At 64.9% G+C, this 18029-nt stretch carries 19 protein-coding genes; 13 read left to right on the top strand and 6 right to left on the bottom strand.

Annotated features, from left to right (window positions below):
• Positions 1-3: 3 nt before the first annotated feature.
• The 6 genes from B4F07_RS11485 to pyk all read right to left on the bottom strand — a co-directional run bounded on the left by B4F07_RS11485 (position 4) and on the right by pyk (position 8245).
• Positions 4-885: a hypothetical protein gene (locus tag B4F07_RS11485; protein WP_293703935.1), complete on the bottom strand. Its 882-nt coding sequence runs from the start codon at positions 883-885 to the stop codon at positions 4-6.
• Positions 885-3320 (bottom strand): cyclic nucleotide-binding domain-containing protein, encoded by a 2436-nt coding sequence (locus B4F07_RS11490; protein ID WP_293703936.1) that lies wholly within the window; start codon positions 3318-3320, stop codon positions 885-887. Before B4F07_RS11490 ends, B4F07_RS11485 begins: the two co-directional genes overlap by 1 nt.
• Positions 3321-3545: 225 nt before the next feature.
• Positions 3546-4310 (bottom strand): hypothetical protein, encoded by a 765-nt coding sequence (locus tag B4F07_RS11495; protein WP_293703937.1) that lies wholly within the window; start codon positions 4308-4310, stop codon positions 3546-3548.
• Positions 4311-4371: 61 nt separating this feature from the next.
• Positions 4372-5457, bottom strand: coding sequence for a hypothetical protein (locus tag B4F07_RS11500; protein ID WP_293704795.1), 1086 nt, complete (start codon positions 5455-5457; stop codon positions 4372-4374).
• A gap of 249 nt (positions 5458-5706) precedes the next feature.
• On the bottom strand, positions 5707-6480 hold the full coding sequence (locus B4F07_RS11505) for an arginyltransferase (RefSeq protein ID WP_293703939.1): 774 nt from the start codon (positions 6478-6480) through the stop codon (positions 5707-5709).
• A gap of 310 nt (positions 6481-6790) precedes the next feature.
• Positions 6791-8245: a pyruvate kinase gene (gene pyk, locus B4F07_RS11510; RefSeq protein WP_293703941.1), complete on the bottom strand. Its 1455-nt coding sequence runs from the start codon at positions 8243-8245 to the stop codon at positions 6791-6793.
• 107 nt (positions 8246-8352) lie between these two features.
• On the opposite strand from pyk, the gene B4F07_RS11515 reads away from it, so the two are divergent.
• The 13 genes from B4F07_RS11515 (at position 8353) to tolB (ending at position 18015) form a co-directional block, all read left to right on the top strand.
• Entirely contained in the window at positions 8353-8679 is a 327-nt protein-coding gene (locus B4F07_RS11515; RefSeq protein WP_293703942.1) for a DUF1244 domain-containing protein, read from the top strand.
• Positions 8680-8755: 76 nt separating this feature from the next.
• On the top strand, positions 8756-10072 hold the full coding sequence (locus B4F07_RS11520) for a metal-dependent hydrolase family protein (protein ID WP_293704797.1): 1317 nt from the start codon (positions 8756-8758) through the stop codon (positions 10070-10072).
• A gap of 100 nt (positions 10073-10172) precedes the next feature.
• The gene (locus B4F07_RS11525; RefSeq protein ID WP_088441254.1) at positions 10173-10415 is read left to right on the top strand and encodes a DUF2312 domain-containing protein; all 243 of its coding nucleotides are present in this window, start codon (positions 10173-10175) and stop codon (positions 10413-10415) included.
• A gap of 32 nt (positions 10416-10447) precedes the next feature.
• On the top strand, positions 10448-10765 hold the full coding sequence (locus B4F07_RS11530) for a YbjQ family protein (protein WP_293703945.1): 318 nt from the start codon (positions 10448-10450) through the stop codon (positions 10763-10765).
• Positions 10766-10834: 69 nt separating this feature from the next.
• Positions 10835-11581 carry a YebC/PmpR family DNA-binding transcriptional regulator gene (locus B4F07_RS11535; protein WP_293703947.1) on the top strand — a complete coding sequence of 249 codons (747 nt, stop codon included), beginning with the start codon at positions 10835-10837 and terminating at the stop codon, positions 11579-11581.
• A 96-nt stretch (positions 11582-11677) separates the two neighbouring features.
• The gene (gene ruvC / locus B4F07_RS11540) at positions 11678-12151 is read left to right on the top strand and encodes a crossover junction endodeoxyribonuclease RuvC (protein ID WP_293703948.1); all 474 of its coding nucleotides are present in this window, start codon (positions 11678-11680) and stop codon (positions 12149-12151) included.
• A gap of 126 nt (positions 12152-12277) precedes the next feature.
• Positions 12278-12880: a Holliday junction branch migration protein RuvA gene (gene ruvA / locus B4F07_RS11545; RefSeq protein WP_293703950.1), complete on the top strand. Its 603-nt coding sequence runs from the start codon at positions 12278-12280 to the stop codon at positions 12878-12880.
• Positions 12877-13899, top strand: coding sequence for a Holliday junction branch migration DNA helicase RuvB (gene ruvB, locus B4F07_RS11550; RefSeq protein ID WP_293703952.1), 1023 nt, complete (start codon positions 12877-12879; stop codon positions 13897-13899). Before ruvA ends, ruvB begins: the two co-directional genes overlap by 4 nt.
• A gap of 225 nt (positions 13900-14124) precedes the next feature.
• Positions 14125-14604 (top strand): YbgC/FadM family acyl-CoA thioesterase, encoded by a 480-nt coding sequence (locus tag B4F07_RS11555; RefSeq protein WP_293703954.1) that lies wholly within the window; start codon positions 14125-14127, stop codon positions 14602-14604.
• The gene (gene tolQ / locus B4F07_RS11560; protein ID WP_293703955.1) at positions 14598-15296 is read left to right on the top strand and encodes a protein TolQ; all 699 of its coding nucleotides are present in this window, start codon (positions 14598-14600) and stop codon (positions 15294-15296) included. The genes B4F07_RS11555 and tolQ overlap by 7 nt, the downstream gene beginning before the upstream one ends.
• Positions 15296-15814: a protein TolR gene (gene tolR / locus B4F07_RS11565; protein WP_293703957.1), complete on the top strand. Its 519-nt coding sequence runs from the start codon at positions 15296-15298 to the stop codon at positions 15812-15814. Before tolQ ends, tolR begins: the two co-directional genes overlap by 1 nt.
• A 9-nt stretch (positions 15815-15823) precedes the next feature.
• Complete coding sequence (locus B4F07_RS11570) at positions 15824-16645, top strand: hypothetical protein (protein ID WP_293703959.1); 822 nt, start codon at positions 15824-15826, stop codon at positions 16643-16645.
• Between the two features lie 5 nt (positions 16646-16650).
• Positions 16651-18015 (top strand): Tol-Pal system beta propeller repeat protein TolB, encoded by a 1365-nt coding sequence (gene tolB, locus B4F07_RS11575; RefSeq protein ID WP_293703961.1) that lies wholly within the window; start codon positions 16651-16653, stop codon positions 18013-18015.
• The last annotated feature ends 14 nt before the right edge of the window (positions 18016-18029 follow it).

Here is an 18029-nt window from a genome sequence, read left to right on the forward strand (position 1 = left end):
GCCTCACCAGTAGAAAAAGACGCTGATGATGTGCGCCGACAGCGCCGCGATCAGCGCAAAGGTCAGCGGCACATGCACATAGAGCCATATTTCGAGCAGTGCGCGCAGCCGCAGATGCGCGCGGAGCCGCGCCAACGCCGCAACCTTTTGCTTGAGCAGCCCGACAACCTTTTCGCGCGCCGCGGCATCGCTGCTCTGCGACGCCGCCAGCGTGCGGAGCGCCGCCGCGGTCGCGCAATTCGGATAACGCCCGCTGAGCCGCGCGCCGATGCCCCCCGCGAACGGATCTTCGTCGAGCGCAGCCAGCACCGGCGCGGTATCGGCGGGGGTCAGCGGCTGAGCGGCGGTATGCAGCTGGCGGTCGAATGCGCGGATCGCCTCCAGCATCTGCATCTGCGTCATCTCGTCGCGGTTGTTCGACAGCGCCGCGGGCAGGGTCGCATAAACGATCACCCCGTATAGCCCCGACAGGATCACCAGCATCATCAGCGCCCACGCCAGCGTGTGGACGTTCCAGCCGAGCTGGAAACCGGTATGCCAGGTGCCGATGACGATCAGGCTGAGCCCCAGATAGACATGCGCCGACGTCCAGGCCTTGAGCGACCAATAATCATTCGTCATCTTGCGCTTGCGATAGCCGAGCGCGGTCAGCCACAGGATCAGCCCCGCGCCGATCGTGCCCAGCGTGTAGCCGTACCAGCTGCCGCCATTATGCCGCGGCGTCACATCGACCAGCGCATAGGAAATGATGATCAGCAGGCACAGCCCGCCCGAAATCTTGGCCCAGCGGAAGCCGGCGTAACGCAGAAAGCCCTCATGCTTGCGCTCGCGCACCCGCTCGGTCTGCGTCGCCCTGTTGCGTCGCCGTCGAAAGAGCGAGGCCATCAGTCGGTCCCCTCTTCCAGCCGCGCGATCGACAGGAATTCTTCGGGCGAGACGCGGATCGCAGCACCCGTCGGACACGCGCGCACGCACGCCGGGCCACCCGCGATTCCCTTGCACATGTCGCATTTGACCGCGATTTTCTTGGGCTTTTCGTCGCCCAATTGCTTCTTGGTCCATTTTGGCGACGGTTCGCCCGGTCCCGGACCAAAGCCGGTGAGCAACCAGCGCAGCAGGCTGGGCTTTTCAGGCGGCGCCGCTTCCATGCGGATCACGCCATAGGGGCAGTTACGCATACAATTGCCGCAGCCGATGCACCCGGGCTCCATGAAGACTTCGCCGTCGGGGCCGCGATGGATGACGTTCGGCGGACAGTCGGCCATGCAGTGTGGATGCTCGCAGTGGCGGCAGCTGGTCGGCACGTGCAGATGGGCAAAGGTCTTGCCCGCCTCGCGGTCGAGCCGCGACAGGCCTTCATGGCTGTCGGCGCATGCTTTCTCGCAATTGTCGCAGCCGACGCACAGATTCTCGTCGATCAGCAGCGCGTCGGTCGCCTCGCCCAGCCCCTCCTTCATGATGAAGCTCGCGGTGTCTGAATACAAATCGACCGCGCTCGAATAGCTGGCCTTGCGAGATTCGATGAAGTCGTTCATCGCCGCGCGCTCGGCGACCGCGGCCTCGGTCGCCGCGCGCACCTGCGGCCGCGCGGCGAGCATCTTGCGGAAGCTCTCGCCGGTCAGCTTGATCAGTTCGGCGCCGACGGCCGCCTTGACCGTGGCATTTCTGGGCTGCCCGCTCAGCACCCCCATCTCGCCGAAAAAACTCCCCGCCGGCAAATAGCGCAGGAAGATCGGTTTGCCGCCGATGTCCTTCTCGACCACCATCGACCCCGACCGGATGACATAGACATCGTCGCCTTGCTCGCCCTCGGTCAGCACGACCTTGCCCGCGGGGACGCGCTCGACCTCGGCGGTATCGACCACCGGCGCCAGATCCTCCACCGTCAAACCGCCCTTGAAGATCTGGAGTAGCTGGCGTTCGAGCGAGATGCGGTTGATCACGCGCTTGGCGCCCGGCACCGCCGCCATCAGCTTGAGCGCCGCGGTGCGCGACACTTCGACAAAGATGCTGTCCTCGCCGGCGCGGATGGTCGCGCCGCGCTTGCGGCCCGAAATTAGCCCGACCTCGCCAAAGATCGACCCCTGTTCGATCGGCACGGTGAAATCGGGACCGACTTCGACCACCGCATGGCCGTCGGCAATCGCGAACAGCGACGATCCCGGATCGCCCTTTTCGAACACCGCCTCGCCCTTGCGATAGAAAGCGACCTTCGAATCGAGCATGAACTCGCGCATCTGCAGCGGCGACACATCGGCAAAGATGCGGATGCGGGTGCGCAGATATTCCAGCCAGTCGCTGACCGACTTTTTCTGCGGCAGATCGGCAAAGATCGCCGCCAGATCCTTTTCGTCGGCGGGGGTCAGTCCCGTGTTGCCGTTCAGAAACTCGACGACGTCATAGCCCTGATTCATGCAATGCTTGATCAGCGGATAACCCGCCAGCGCGCCGATGACATAGAGGCCGGGCACCGTCGTCTCGAACGTCGGCGACAGCTTCGGAAACGCCTCGCGGTCGGGGCCGGTGAACTCGATCCCCATCGATTCGACAAAGCCGCGCGGCGCGACCGACCCCAGGCGCGCGACGATCACATCGCACTGGATTTTCTCGTCGCCATTGGGGGTTTCGAGCGTCAGCCAGCCGGGTTCGACGAGCTTCGGCTGGGTTTCGGTGCGGATCGACATAAAGCCATTCTCGCCCGCCTCCATCATGTCGGCGACATTCTTCGCCTTGGCGCGCGCGAAATCCTTTGAACGGTTCAGGATGGTGACGGTGTTTTCCAGCGCCTCCTCGGCGACCCCCAGCGCGTTCTCGATCCCCGCGTCGCCCGATCCGACGACGGTGATATGCTTGTCCTTGAAATCTTCGGGATCGTCGACCTGATAGATGATGTGCGGCAGGTCGGCGCCGCCGCAGCGCATCCGGTTCGGATTGCCCTGCGTCCCGATGGCGAGGACGATATTTTCGGCGTGAAAGACATCGCCCTTCGCGGTCTTGATCGCGAACGATCCCTTTTCGCCGGTCACTTCGGCAACCTCGGCGTGATATGCCACATTCACCTTGTTGTTCGCGGCATCCTCGTCCCAATTGCCCAGGATATATTCGCGCGCGCCCTCGGCAAAACGGCAGTCGGAGCGCAAGTCGAGCCGTTCGGGCGTCGCCAGCACGCGCTTGCCCTTCTGATATTTGAAGATGGTGTCCGACAGATGGTCGGTCTTTTCGAGCAGGATGTGACTGAGCCCCAGCTGCGCGGCGCGCGATGCGGCGCTGAGCCCCGCCGGCCCCGACCCGATGATCGCGACCTTGACGGGCTCGCTCATGCGCGCACCAAGCTGCGGCGAAAGCCGATATCGCAATCGCTGGTCGTGATGCTGACGAACACGCGCACGGGCATCCTACCCCCCTCTCGCCAGCCCCCCGGCGAATATATAACGGATGCGACCCGGACTATATGTCCTGGATGTAGAGCTATGCCCTTGAAAGCGGGGAAAGGTCAACCGCTAGCGGCTTTACGGCAGCTGCGAGTGGCGGTGGCCGGGACCAGATCAACTACGCGCACGCCGCGCGACGCATTGTTTCAGCCGGTCACGCGCCGCGTGTCCGCCCGTCCAGTCCACCTTGGCAACCGATTTACCCTTGATTTGCAAGTCGAAGCCGTGGGTGTCGAGCATATTGTCGAGCAACGCATCGACCGACGGAATGGCCAGCGCGATCGCCCCATAGGCTTCCCCGGGCAAACGGTAATTATATGCTTCGACCGTCTGCGGCGGGCTTCCGTCCGACTGGACCAGCGTCACCTTGATCCTGTCTACTCCGACCGGCTGCGGGATGTCGTCGCTCCAAAAGGTGAGCAGCGCCCCCTCATAGTCGCCCCCTGGGCCGGAAACACGGACCAACCCGTCCTTTTTCCAGTAAAAGGCGGCACAATATTCGCCTGGCGCCGGTTTGGCATGATCCTGAAAAAAGTCCCAACCACCATTTTCGTAGCGGGCGTAACGCGGGTCTTTCATCATTTCGGCCCGCCGCGCCATGTTGTCGACATTCTGCTGCATCAGCGCGATCATGCCCGTGGCGACGCTCATCCGGTCGCGCATCGGGTCCGCTGGCGGTTCTGCATAGCGCGGGCCGCCGTCGTCTGGTTCGCCCTGCTGCGGTGTCGCCGCGATATCCATCATCTGCCGGTGATGCTCGGCATTCGCGGCGCAGATATTGGGCAGGTCGGAACAGGCGGCGGCCGGGCCGCCAAACGACAGCGCGAGCATCGCCCCCGCACCGGACAGCAGGCATTTGATCAACAAGGGGCGTGGCATCGGGCGTCTCCGAAATAGCGGGGCAAGACAACAGATGGGGGAAGGCTGGAAAGCGACATCCTCACTTCACATCCTCGATCACCTGCATCCGCGGCGTCGCGGCGTCATAGGTGGCGATGACGCGGCATGACGACGGCGGGCAAATCCGGTCGATGCGTTCCTTGACCGTGACAGGATCGGGATAGGTCGGCAGAAAACCACCGAGCGGCGACTTTTTCCTCTTTTTCTTTGGCGCCCCCGGCAAGGCCGTGGTCCAGCGGTTTTTCCCGCTGCCATCGACAAAGTGAACCAGGACGGCGTTCGTGTTGACCACGCCGCGTTCGGCGATCTTCTCGCCGTTCAGGGCGTAAGCGGTGATGGCGCAAGGTACCCCGGCATCAGCCGTGCAGCGATCGAGAATGGTTTTGCGCGTTGCCGCCGAATTCTCCTTTCCGCTGATCAGCCAGCTTTTTTTGTGCGACGCCGCCGTCGGGTTCTCCGGTTGGGCAACCATCGCCCAGCGGTTCTGGTTCAGCTTGCCCTTCGGAAAATAATCTTCCGACTGATCGAGATTGGGGTCGAGGTCGAGGTAGATCGAACCCGGCTCGAACCCGTTCAGCGTGTCGCAGCCAAAAGATTTGCTTAAACAGTCGCGCATTGCCGGATCGGGATTGACAAGCAAGCCATTGCCGGTCGCTTCCTTCAACCAGAACTGACCCATGCCGTCTTGTGAAACAAAGACTTGGCTGGCGGTCTTGTCACCCCCACCCCCCACGGCGGCGGCGATATAGCATCCGCCGCCGGTTGCAGCGTTGCAGCCCGCCAAAGCCCGCTTCTTGGCCGCATCGATCGTTTTATGGGCAGCCGACGCCCAAATGGACCCCGTATCGGCATGATAGGCGACCGCCACGAACCCGGGCCTTTTGGGGCGAGGCGGCAGGGTCGCGGATGGCATCTCATAGGGTTTGGTGGCGGACCCCTCGTCACCTCCTTGCGGCGGGGTCGCAGCGATGTCGTTCATGTCGCGGGCATGTTGCCCGGCCGATTGGGCCTGCGCGGTATTTGCGAGCACGGCCAGCGCGGTTAACCCCAAGGATAGCGCGAAAGTAAGGGAACCGAGCGACACGGAAGACATTTGCCGTTTCCGCGAACGCGGAAATTCTTGCAATAATTTCATTTATTTATCTTCCATCGTAAGGCCGGGAGATAAACTTCTCCAGTCATAGCTTTATCGGGTCGCGAGGCGGAGGTCATCGGTCCACATGACCCGGGTCATTAACCCCGGGCCTGTCAAAATCCTGTGAAAAGCCAATGCAGTAGGAGTCAGGTAACAGCGCATGGGGCAGGCTTATGCCGCCCGCCATGCTGCTCCTATGACGCACGTCACAACTAGTACACCGCCGTCGGCAGCGTCCGTTCAGGCGAGTTCGAACATCGCCGCAAGACCGCTCGACGCAGTCGGCTCGAACCGCGACCAGCCATCGGGGCCAAGGCGCTCGATCGGGCGGAAGCGCGCCTTATACGCCATGCGCGCCGACCCTTCGATCCAGTAACCCAGATAGACATAGGGCAGCCCGGCGCGCGCCGCGCGCTGGACATGATCGGCGATGATATAGGTGCCGAGCCCCTCGCGCAGCGGATGCGCGGCGTCGAAGAAGCTGTAGATCATCGACAATCCGTCGCCCTGCCGGTCGGTCAGGCAACAGCCGACCAAGCGCCCCTTGCTGCCGTCGGTCGTCGGCTCGCGATATTCGATCATGTAGCTGTCGACCGGGGTCTGTTCGACCATGTCGGCAAAATCCTGCTCGTCCATGTCGGCCATGCCGCCATTGGGATGGCGCGCGCCGAGGTAGGAGCGCAGCAGCGCATATTGTTCCTCGGTCGCCCACGGCTTGCACGCGGTGGCGACCAGATCGCTGTTGCGGCGGATGGTGCGTTTTTGTGAGCTGCTCGGGACAAATTCGCTGGCGCAGACACGCACCGACACGCAGGCCGAACAATCGGCGCAACTTGGGCGGTACGCCACCGACTGGCTACGCCGGAAGCCAATGCGGCCGAGCGCATCGTTCAGCTCGTTCGCTGTATTGCCGCTCAGCTCGGTGAACACCTTGCGCTCGGTCTTGCCCGCCAGATAGGGGCAAGGCGCCGGACTGGTGACGAAAAAGCGCGGAAAACGAAACGGTGCGGACACGCGGTTTGGACCTCCAGATTGGCGATGCGGAATCCCCCCGACGCGGGTCCGACGCTCACCACCCACCAACTATGCCGCGCGTCGTCAATGGTGCAAAGTCCGTTTACCATTTTTAATCGTGCCGTTCTGACTCAGGTCGAAAATTATCTGAATCGCGCGGTAAGGATTGTGCCGATCTGAATCACAATGCAGCTGAGCTTTCCGATCGTCATCCCGGCGAAGGCCGGGATCTCGCCGGTGCGTAATCCCTTGCGGGTGAGATCCCGGCCTGCGCCGGGATGACGGACGAAAGGGTGGCGGAAAACGGTGCTCAGCTATACCCGCGCAGTTCGTCGCCGGTCAGCGTCGCGACATGCAGCACGTTGGTCGATCCCGGCGTGCCGAACGGCACCCCCGCCATCATCACCAGTTTCGACCCGGCCTTGCCGATCCCGTGGCGCAGCGCCATGCGCTTGCCCTTGGCGATCATCTCTTCAAAGCTGCCGATGTCCTTGGTCGATACGGCATGGGCACCCCACAACAGGCCCATGCGCCGCGCGGCTTCCTTTTTCGGGGTCAGCACCAGCAACGGCGCCCCCGCCCGCTCCCGCGCGACGCGGCGTGCGGTCGAGCCCGAAAAGGTGAAGCAGATGATCGCATCGGCGTCGATCGTGCGCGTGATGTCGCCCGCTGCCTCGGCCAGCGCGTCGGCCGTGGTCGCGTCGGGTGTCGTTTCGGTAAAGTGCAGGCGGCGGAAATAATCAGGATCACTTTCGACCGATCGGGCGATCGAATCCATCATGGTCACCGCTTCCACCGGCCACGCGCCCGCTGCGGTCTCGGCCGACAGCATGATCGCGTCCGCCCCGTCGTACACCGCCGTGGCGACGTCGGACACTTCGGCGCGCGTCGGCGAGGGCGACACGATCATCGATTCGAGCATCTGGGTGGCGACGACGACGGGCTTGCCCATCCGCCGCGCGGTCGCGACGATCCGCTTTTGCAGCGGCGGCACCGCCTCGGGCGGCAATTCGACGCCCAGATCGCCGCGCGCGACCATCGCGGCGTCGGCAAGCTCCAGGATTTCTTCGATCCGCTGCACGCCCGACGGCTTCTCGAATTTCACCAGCAGCGCCGCCTTGCCGCCGATCAGCGTCCGCGCCTCGGCAACATCCTCGGGCCGCTGCACGAACGACAGCGCGATCCAGTCGACATGCTGTTCGAGCGCGAAGGTCAGGTCCTTGCGGTCTTTTTCGGTCAGCGCCGCCAGCGGCACGACGACATCGGGGACATTCACGCCCTTGCGATCCGAAATCTTGCCGCCGACCTCGACCACCGTGTCGATCCGGGTCGGCGACACCGCCTGGACGCGCAGCACCAGCTTCCCATCGTCGATCAGCAGCCTGGTGCCCGTTTCCAGCGCCGCGAACAATTCGGGGTGCGGCAGATGAACGCGCGTCAAATCGCCCGCTGCCTTGTCGGCATCGAGTGCAAAAGGCGCGCCCTTGACCAGTTCGACCGGCCCCGCGGCAAAGGTGCCGACGCGCAGTTTCGGGCCCTGCAAATCGACCAGGATCGTCGTCGGGCGCCCGGTTTCCTTTTCCAGCGCGCGGATCGCGGCGATCACCTTGGCATGGGTCGCATGGTCGCCATGGCTCATGTTCACACGAAACGCATCGGCACCGGCGCGGTGCAGCGCCGCGATCATCTCGGGATTGGCGCTGGCAGGACCAAGCGTCGCCAGGATGCGCACCTTGCGCTGGCGGGGGGTAAAACTCTGGACCACAAATGCTCCGGACCGATAAAAAGCTGGGGCCGCTTGCGTAGGCGCGTTGCCCCCGGCAAGGCAAGCCGCGTATAGCTATTCATGCCATCCGCAGAAGGAAATCCGCCATGTCCTGCAGCGACGATCAGGTCACGCCGAACGACGCCCTAGACGCACTCGACGACGCGGTTGCCGCCGCGGCGTTCCGCCGCCTCGTCCGCCTGCTCCAGCATCGCAGCGACGCCGCGAACATCGACCTGATGGGGCTCGCCGGTTTCTGCCGCAACTGCCTGGGCGACTGGATCGCCGAGGCGGGCGGCATGGACAAGGAAGCGGGCCGCGCGATCGTCCACGGGATGCCGACCGCCGAATGGAAAGCGCTGCATCACACCGCCGCAACCCCCGCACAGCTCGCACGGATGGAAGCGAGCATGGCGAAGAACCCGCATAGCTGAGCTTGCGGCGCTGGGGCTTTCGCGACATGGTCCCGCTACAAGGTGGACAGCCAACAGGGAGATAAACGGGATGCGCATGACATGGGCCGCAGCGACAATCGCGGCAGGACTGATCGCGAGCACGCCGCTCGCCGCTCAGCCATCCGCCACCACCTATATCCACGCCGGGCGCCTGCTCGACCAGCCGGGCCGCGAACCGCGCGGCCAATCGACGATCATCGTCCGCGACGGGAAGATCGCGGAAGTCCGCGACGGCTTTGCGACGCCCGAGGGCGGCGCGCGCGTCGTCGACCTGAAGAACGCCTTTGTCCTCCCCGGCCTGATCGACATGCACGTCCATATCTCGAGCGACGACAATCTGCTGCGCAGCCGCCTCGAAAGCTCGGGCCGCGATGTCGAGGATATATTCGTGATCGCGCAGGACAATGCGCGCAAGACGCTCGAGGCGGGCTTTACGACGGTACGCGATCTGGGGGGCGACGGGCGGACCACGACGACGTTGCGCGACGCGATCAACAATGGCGTGATCGTCGGCCCCACCGTCATTCCCGCCGGGACAATGATTTCGGTGACCGGCGGTCATGGCGGGGTCAACGGGCTCAACCGCACCTTGACCCACGCGGTCGCGGCCGAGCGGACCAATATCTGCGACGGCCCCGACGGCTGTGCCAGCGCCGTTCGCGCGCAGATCTCGATCGGGGCGGAGGTGATCAAATTCGCCGCAACCGGCGGCGTGCGCTCGAATGTCGCGGGCGGGCTGGGCAAGCAGATGTCGGATGCCGAGATGAAATCGGTCGTCGACACCGCACACAGCTTTGGCCGCAAGGTCACCGCCCATGCGCATGGCAAGGAAGGGATCGACGCCGCGCTGCGCGCCGGGGTCGATTCGATCGAACATGGCAGCTTCATCGACGATGAGACGGTCAAGCTGTTCAAGGCATCAAACGCGGCGTTGGTGCCGACCGCCGTCGCACCGATCGCCGCGCTGGCGCAGGCACGGCGCGGCGATGCCCCCGGGCCGCAACTCGCCAAGGCCGAGGAAGCCGCCGCCGCCCACGCCAACAGCATCGCGCGCGCGGTAAAGGGCAATGTCCGCATCCTGTTCGGCACCGACTCCGGCGTCGCGCCGCACGGCGACAACGCCAAGGAATTCGCGCTGATGGTCAAGGCGGGGATGACCCCGGCGCAGGCGATCAAGGCTGCGACCATCGACAATGCCGCCGAACTCGACCGGCCGATCGGGGCGATCCTGCCGGGGCGCGAGGCCGACATCATCGCCGTCGGCGGCGATCCCCTGGCCGACGTCACGGTGCTGGAAAAGGTCGATTTCGTGATGCGGCGCGGCGTCGTCCACAAACTGGACGGCAAGCGCCAGGCCTTCCCGCCCGAGTGACGCGGCCTCCCAAGAAAGCATGGCCAAAAATCCTCCGGGGCTTTAGGGACGCGCCAACCGCGATTCTCGCGCCGCATCATCCCAGTCACCGGAGCATAAAATGAGCGAAGCCACCGTATCCGACGAACAACTGCGCCTTTTCATCGAGCGCATCGAACGGATGGAAGAAGAGAAAAAAGGCGTCGCCGACGACATTCGCGACACCTATAACGAAGCGAAATCGCAGGGTTACGATCCAAAGATCATGCGCCAGATTGTTCGTCTGCGCAAATTGCCGGTCAACGACCGCAAGGAAATGGAAGCGATCCTCGACGTGTACAAATCGGCGCTCGGCATCGACTGAGCCTCAGCCATTATCAGCAAAGGAGAGTGACGATGTTCAGCACGACCACCAACACTGTCGAAGGCCGGCCCGCCCGCGAATATCTGGGCATCGTCACCGGCGAAGTGATCGTCGGCGCGAACCTGTTTCGCGACCTGTTTGCCAGCATCACCGACATCGTCGGCGGTCGCTCGGGCAAATATGAAGACGTCCTCTCCCGCGCCCGCAAGGAAGCGATCAGCGAAATGGAAGCCGAAGCCGCCCGCCTTGGCGCAAATGCGGTGGTCGGCGTCGACCTCGATTATGAAGTGCTCGGCCAGAACGGATCGATGCTGATGGTCAGCGCGTCGGGGACCGCCGTCGTCCTCTGACGCGGTTGTCTCTTGTCGGCCGCCACGGTAGGGCGGCGCCAGCTTATACATTGACCGATGGAGGGTGGCTTGGCCGGCCATAGTAAATTCAAGAACATCATGCACCGCAAGGGTGCGCAGGACAAAAAACGCAGCACGCTGTTTTCGAAGCTTGCGCGCGAAGTCACCGTCGCGGCGAAGATGGGCCTGCCCGATCCCGACGCGAACGCGCGCCTGCGCGCCGCGGTCAACGCCGCCAAGGCGCAGTCGATGCCCAAGGACAATATCCAGCGCGCGATCGACAAGGCGACCGGCGGCGACGGCGATAATTACGAAGAAATCCGCTACGAAGGCTATGGCCCCGGCGGCGTGTCCTTGATCGTCGAGGCGCTGACCGACAACCGCAACCGCACCGCCACCAACGTCCGCACCGCCTTTGCCAAGAACGGCGGCAACCTCGGCACGTCGGGCAGCGTCGCGCATGGCTTCGATCGCCTGGGCCTGATCAGCTATCCCGCCAAGGCGGGCGACGCCGATACGGTGTTCGAGGCCGCGCTCGACGCAGGCGCCAGCGACGTCGAATCGTCCGAGGACGGCCACGACATCTGGACCGAAATCGACGGCCTGCACGAAGTCGCCAAGGCGCTTGAAGCCAAGCTGGGCGAAGCCGAAGGCGTGAAGCTCGCATGGCGGCCAACGCTGAAAAGCGAAATCACCGACGAAGCGACCGCGCAGACTTTGTTCAAGCTGATCGACACGCTCGACGACGACGATGATGTCCAGACCGTGTGGGGCAATTACGAAATCCCCGACGCGGTGATGGAAAAGCTTGGATAAAGCTCAAAAGCCGTTCGCATCGAGCGAAGTCGAGATGCCCATCGGTCGCGCTTGCCTTCGGGGTGTCTCGACTTCGCTCGACACGAACGGAGCCACATGATCATCCTCGGCCTCGACCCTTCGCTCAGCTGCACCGGCTGGGGCATCATCCGCGTCGAGGGTAGCCGGATCAGCCACATCGCCAACGGCCAGATCAAGACCGACGCCAAAGCCTCCCTGCCCGACCGCCTCGCGCATCTCGACACCGTGCTCGCCGCGGTGATCGCCGACCATGCGCCGCAATGCGCCGCGGTCGAGGAAGTGTTCGTCAACGACAATCCGCAATCGACGCTGAAGCTCGCCCACGCCCGCGGCGTCGTCCTCCTCGGCTGCGCGCGCGCTGGACTGACGGTGGGCGAATATGCCCCGCGGCTCGTCAAGAAAGCGATCGTCGGCACCGGAACCGCGGCGAAGGAGCAGGTGCAGGCGATGCTGCGCGTGCTGCTGCCAGGAGCCAAAGTCGCGGGTCCGGATGCGGCCGACGCGCTGGCCGTCGCGATCTGCCATGCAAACCATCGGCCGCGATACTAACCCTTCGTCACCCCGGACTTGATCCGGGGTCCATGCGGCGAGGCGGCGAGGGATGCCGGATCAAGTCCGGCATGACGACGAAGGGAAACTGTTCCCTTTTCATTCCCCTCGCGCTACGCACTCAACATGATCGCAAAACTCACCGGACGGCTGGACTCCAGCGGCGCAGGCCATGCGGTGATCGACGTCGGCGGCGTCGGTTATCTGGTCGAGGCATCGGCACGCACCCTCGACGCGCTCGGTCCCACCGGCAGCACCGTCACCATCCACACCGAAATGCTCGTCGGCGAAGATTTCCTGCGCCTGCTCGGCTTTGCCAAGGCCGAGGAACGCGACTGGTTCCGCCTGCTTACCAGCGTCCAGGGCGTCGGCGCCAAGGTCGCGCTCGCGATCCTCTCGGCGCTCGAAATCGCCGACCTGCAACGCGCGCTCGCCAGCGGCGACAGCGCGATGATCGCGCGCGCCAATGGCGTCGGCCCGAAGCTCGCACAGCGGATCACGCATGAATTGAAAGACAAGGCCGGGGCGCTGGGCGGCATAGCGGGCAGCGGCACGTCCTACATATCCACCACCCCCGGCCCCCTCGCCGACGCCGTCACCGCCCTCACCGGCCTCGGCTTCAAACCCGGCGAAGCGAGCGTGGCGGTTGCTGCGGCAAGCGAGGAACTCGGTGCAGGTGCAAATCTCGACGCGCTGGTCCGCGTGGCGCTCAAGAAAGCGGCGAAGTGACTGACCTCACCACCCCCATCCGCACCCCCGAGGACGCCGACGCCGCGCTGCGCCCGAAAACGCTCGCCGAATTCGTCGGGCAGGCCGCCGCACGCGAAAATCTGCGCATCTTTATCGAGGCCGCCAAATCGCGCTCCGACGCGCTCGACCATGTGCTGTTCTATGGCCCGCCCGGCCTCGGCAAGACGACGCTGGCGCAGATCGTCGCGCGCGAACTCGGCGTCGGTTTCCGTTCGACCAGCGGGCCGGTGATCGCCAAGGCGGGCGACCTCGCGGCGCTGCTGACCAACCTCGAGGACGGCGACGTGCTGTTCATCGACGAAATCCACCGCCTGTCGCCCGCGGTCGAGGAAATCCTCTATCCCGCGATGGAGGACCGCGCGCTCGACATCATGATCGGCGAAGGCCCGTCGGCGCGGTCGGTGCGGATCGACCTGCCGAAGTTCACCCTCGTCGGCGCGACGACGCGGCAGGGGTTGCTGACGACGCCGCTGCGCGACCGTTTCGGCATCCCGGTGCGGCTCAATTTCTATACCCATGGCGAACTGGAGCAGGTCATCACCCGCGCCGCGCGCCTGCTGGCGCTGCCGATCGCATCCGACGGCGCGCTGGAGATCGCCAAACGCTCGCGCGGCACCCCGCGCATCGCCGGGCGGCTGCTGCGCCGGGTGCGCGATTTCGCGACCGTGGCGGGCCATGCCATTGTCGATGCCAAGGCCGCCGACGCCGCGCTCAACCGGCTCGAGGTCGACGCGCTCGGGCTCGACGCGATGGACCGGCGCTACCTGACGATGATCGCCGATATCTATCGCGGCGGCCCCGTCGGGGTCGAGACGATGGCGGCGGGCCTGTCCGAACCGCGCGACACGATCGAGGATGTGATCGAACCCTATCTGCTCCAGGTCGGCCTGATCGCGCGCACCGCACGCGGGCGGATGCTGAACGCCAGCGCGTGGAAGCATCTGGGGCTTAATCCACCCGCGGGATCGCAGGACGGTTTGTTCGACAACGGCAAGTGACCGTGCCCCTGCGCAGGCAGGGGCCCATCACCTGCCATTGCGGATTACTCAGCCGTTTTTGTAAGGGCGCTACATCCGGAGATGGGCCCCTGCCTTCGCAGGGGCGCGAGCCTCAGAAGAATGTAGCGGAAATCCGCCATCAACTCCCACCAAGCGGCCCCCATCTGCGACGAACCGTTGATCAGGGGTTTGCGACGAGTCGAAGGCCCGCTATCGATCAACCCCATGGTAAACGCCCCGCCCCCCTTCATCCCCGGCGCCTTCGTCGGGGCGGCGCATCACTACCGGGCGCGCGTCTATTTCGAGGACACCGACCTCAGCGGCATCGTTTATCACGCCAACTACCTGCGCTATATGGAGCGCGCGCGGTCGGACATGCTGCGGATCGCGGGCATCGACCAGCGCGCCGCGATGGACGCGGGCGACGGCAGCTGGGCGGTCACCGACCTGACGATCAAATATCGCCGCCCCGCCAAGCTCGACGACGACCTGCTGGTGGTCAGCACCGTCGAAGCGGTGCGCGGCGCCAGCGTGATCATCGCGCAGCGCATCCTTCGCGGAATTGACACGTTAACCGGCGAGACACTCACCGACGGGCACGTCACCGCCGCCTTTCTGTCGCCCGAGGGCCGGCCGCGCCGCCAGCCCGCGGGCTGGGCCGACCGCTTTACCGCCATCATGAATGGAGAGAATTTCCCTTGCTAGACAATATCTCGCTGGCCGCCGACGCGGCGACCCTGTCCCCGGTCGCGCTGTTCCTGCAGGCCGATATCATCGTGAAAGCGGTGATGATCGGGCTGCTGCTGGCGTCGATCTATGTCTGGGCGGTCATCTTCACCCATGGGCGTAGCGTCAGCAAATTGATGCGGGCATCCGAAAACTTCGAACGCGATTTCTGGCGCGCCGACAATATCGACAAATTCTTCGACAAGAACAGCGGCGAGGAATTGCCGAGCGCCAAGGTGCTGGCTGCGGGGATCAGCGAATGGCGCCGGTCGACCAAGAGCAAGATCATCGACCGCGACGGCACGCGCGAACGCCTCGGCATCGCGATGAACTCGGCGGTCGCGGGCGAGGTTGACCGGCTCGCCGAAAAGATCGGCACGCTGGCCACCATCGGCTCGGTCGCGCCCTTCGTCGGGCTGTTCGGTACCGTGTGGGGTATCATGCGCAGCTTCACCGCGATTGCGGCGAGCAACAACAGCAGTCTGGCGGTCGTCGCTCCGGGCATCGCCGAAGCCTTGTTCGCGACCGCGATCGGTCTGTTCGCCGCGATCCCCGCGGTGATCGCCTACAACGCCTTTTCACAGCGCCTGAACCGGCTCGAATCGCGTCTCGGCCGCTTTGCCGACGGGCTGCACGCGACCTTCAGCCGCGAGCTTGAGGTTGACGCCTGATGGGCATGACCGGCCCTTCCGGCGGCATCGGCGGGCGACGCGGCCGCGGCCATCGCCGCGCCCCGATCGCCGATATCAACGTCACCCCGCTCGTCGATGTCATGCTCGTGCTGCTGATCATCTTCATGATCACCGCGCCGCTGCTCGCCTCCGCCGTGCCGATCGATCTGCCCGAAAGCCGCGCCAAACCGATCGAGACCGAGGAGCAGGAACCGGTGCAGCTGTCGATCAACGCCGACGACACGCTCTATATTGGCGAGGAGGTGGTGCCAGAGGCCGAGCTTCCGGCGCGGCTCGACGCCATCGCGCGTGAGCGGGAGGGCGAGGAGAAGCCGCGCCAGATCATGCTGCGCGCCGACAAGGGGCTCGATTATGGCCGCGTCATGCGCGTCATGGGCGAACTCAACCGCGCCGGGCTGACGCGGATTTCGTTGGTCACCACGGGCGCCGAGGGCGCCGCCGATAGCGCGCCGACCACCGCAGCCGCGGTCACCGACGGTTCAGAAACGGAGCAATAGGGTCATATCATGGCCGCAACACGGGCAGTGAGGGGGAAGGAAGGACGCGGCTTTGCCATCGCGGTGGCGGCGCATGTCCTGATTATCGGCCTCCTCTCCGTTCAGTGGACTGCGGGCGAACGCCGTTTCGACAATCCCCCGATGGAGGTCGACCTGATCGCCGAAACCGCGGTGCAATCGACCGCCCCGGTAATCAGCAAAAACCCGCCGGCCGCACGGCTCGGCGAAGAGGATATGACCGACATCGCGGCGCCCGAACCGACGCCCGCGCCGCCGCTGCCCGAACCGATCGTCCGCCCGACGCCTGCGCCGACCCCGAAGCAGGTTGCACGGCCGAAGGCGCAGCCGAAACAGACCCCGCCCGCGGCGGCCAAGGCGCAGCCCAAGGCCGCGCCCAAAGCGCCCCCGGCCAAAAACCGCCCCGCCCGTCCCACCGGGCGCCTCGACGGCATCGCCGAGGGGCTGTCGAAGTCGCAGCCGAAGGCACCCGCCAGTAAGGGTGCGCCCGCTGCGGCGACGGCCGCAGAAGTCCGGCGTTCGATCGATGTCAGCATCAAATCGGCGGTCGCGCCGCGCTGGAACCGCTGCCAGGTCAGCGGCTTCGATGCCGATCAGCTGAAGACGGTGGTCAAGTTCCGACTGACCGAGGCCGGGGCGCTGGCGGGTTTCACCAGCATCACGACGACCGGCGAGAACGACAGCAACAAGAATCTGGTCCAGCGCCATCAGGAATGCGCCAAACGCGCCGTCGAACTCGCCGCACCCTTCGATCTGCCCGAAGAAAACTACAGCTTCTGGCAGAATTACACGCTCGATTTCATCAAGAGGTAAGCACCATGTCCCTCCGCCCGATTGGCCTCTCGCTCGCCCTGCTTCTGACCACCGCCCCGGTGTTCGCGCAGACCGCCCCCGTTCCGCCCACCGTCGTCCCGACCGAACCGCGTGAGACGATCGAAGGCACGCTGTCGAACGAGCGCACCGTCATCGCCATCCCGTCGCTCGCAACCTCGTCGGTGCAGACCGTCGCGGGCCTGCGGACCGACAGCCTGGGCCGCCAGATCGCCGAAGTTATCGCCGCCGACCTCGAACGCAGCGGCCTCTATGAACCCGTCGGTCCCGGCGGCGTCCGCGCGATCACCCGCGCCGAGGTACAGGCGCCGCGCTTTGCCGACTGGCAGGCGCGCAATGCCGAAAATGTCGTGCATGGCTTTGTCGACGCCAGCGGTACCGGCGGGCTCGTTGTCGGCTGCTACCTCTACGACACCGCACTGGGCAGCGAGCTGGTCCGCAAAGGGTTCGAAATCCAGCCGGGCGACTGGCGCCGCGCCGCGCACAAATGCGCCGACGCTATCTATTCGCGCCTGTCGGGCGAGGCGCCCTTCTTTGACAGCCGCGTTGCTTATATCGCCGAGAGCGGCCCCAAAGGGAACCGCATCAAACGCCTCGCGATCATGGACAGCGACGGCGGCAACCACCGCTTCATCACCAACGGCCAGTCGCTGGCCATTTCGCCGCGATTCTCGCCCGATTACAAAAAGATCGTGTACGTCAGCTATTTGAACAACCGCGTCCGCGTATTCATTTACGACATCGCGGCGGGCTCGCAAAAGCTCGTCACCGAAAGCGGCAACGCAACCTTTGCCCCGCGTTGGTCGCCCGACGGCACCCAGATCCTCTATTCGATGGCGGTCGGCGGCAACACCGACATCTATCGCATCTCGGCAAACGGCGGCACCCCGGTGCGGTTGACCAGCACCCCGGGCATCGACGTTGGCGGCAGCTTTTCGCCCGACGGGCGCAAGATCGTCTTCGAAAGCGATCGGTCGGGCAGCCAGCAGATCTATACGATGAACATCGACGGGTCGAACCAGCAACGGATCAGCTTTGGTGGCGGGCGCGCCGCGACCCCCGAATGGTCGCCGCGCGGCGACCTGATCGCCTTTACCCGCATGGGCGGCGGCGAGTTCCGCATCGGGGTGATGACCCCGACGGGCGGCAGCGTACGGATGCTGACCAACAGCTGGCAGGACGAGGCGCCAACCTGGTCGCCGAACGGCCGCGTCATCCAGTTTTTCCGCACCACCCCGGGGCGCGAGGGCAAGTCGAGCCTGTGGCAGGTCGATCTGACCGGCGTGAACCTGCGCCGCCTGCCGACCCCGCAGGATGGATCGGACCCCAGCTGGGGTCCGGTACTGCCGTGACCAACAGGAACCAA

Source organism: Sphingopyxis sp. UBA6723 (assembly GCF_002454115.1).
GTDB lineage: Bacteria > Pseudomonadota > Alphaproteobacteria > Sphingomonadales > Sphingomonadaceae > Sphingopyxis.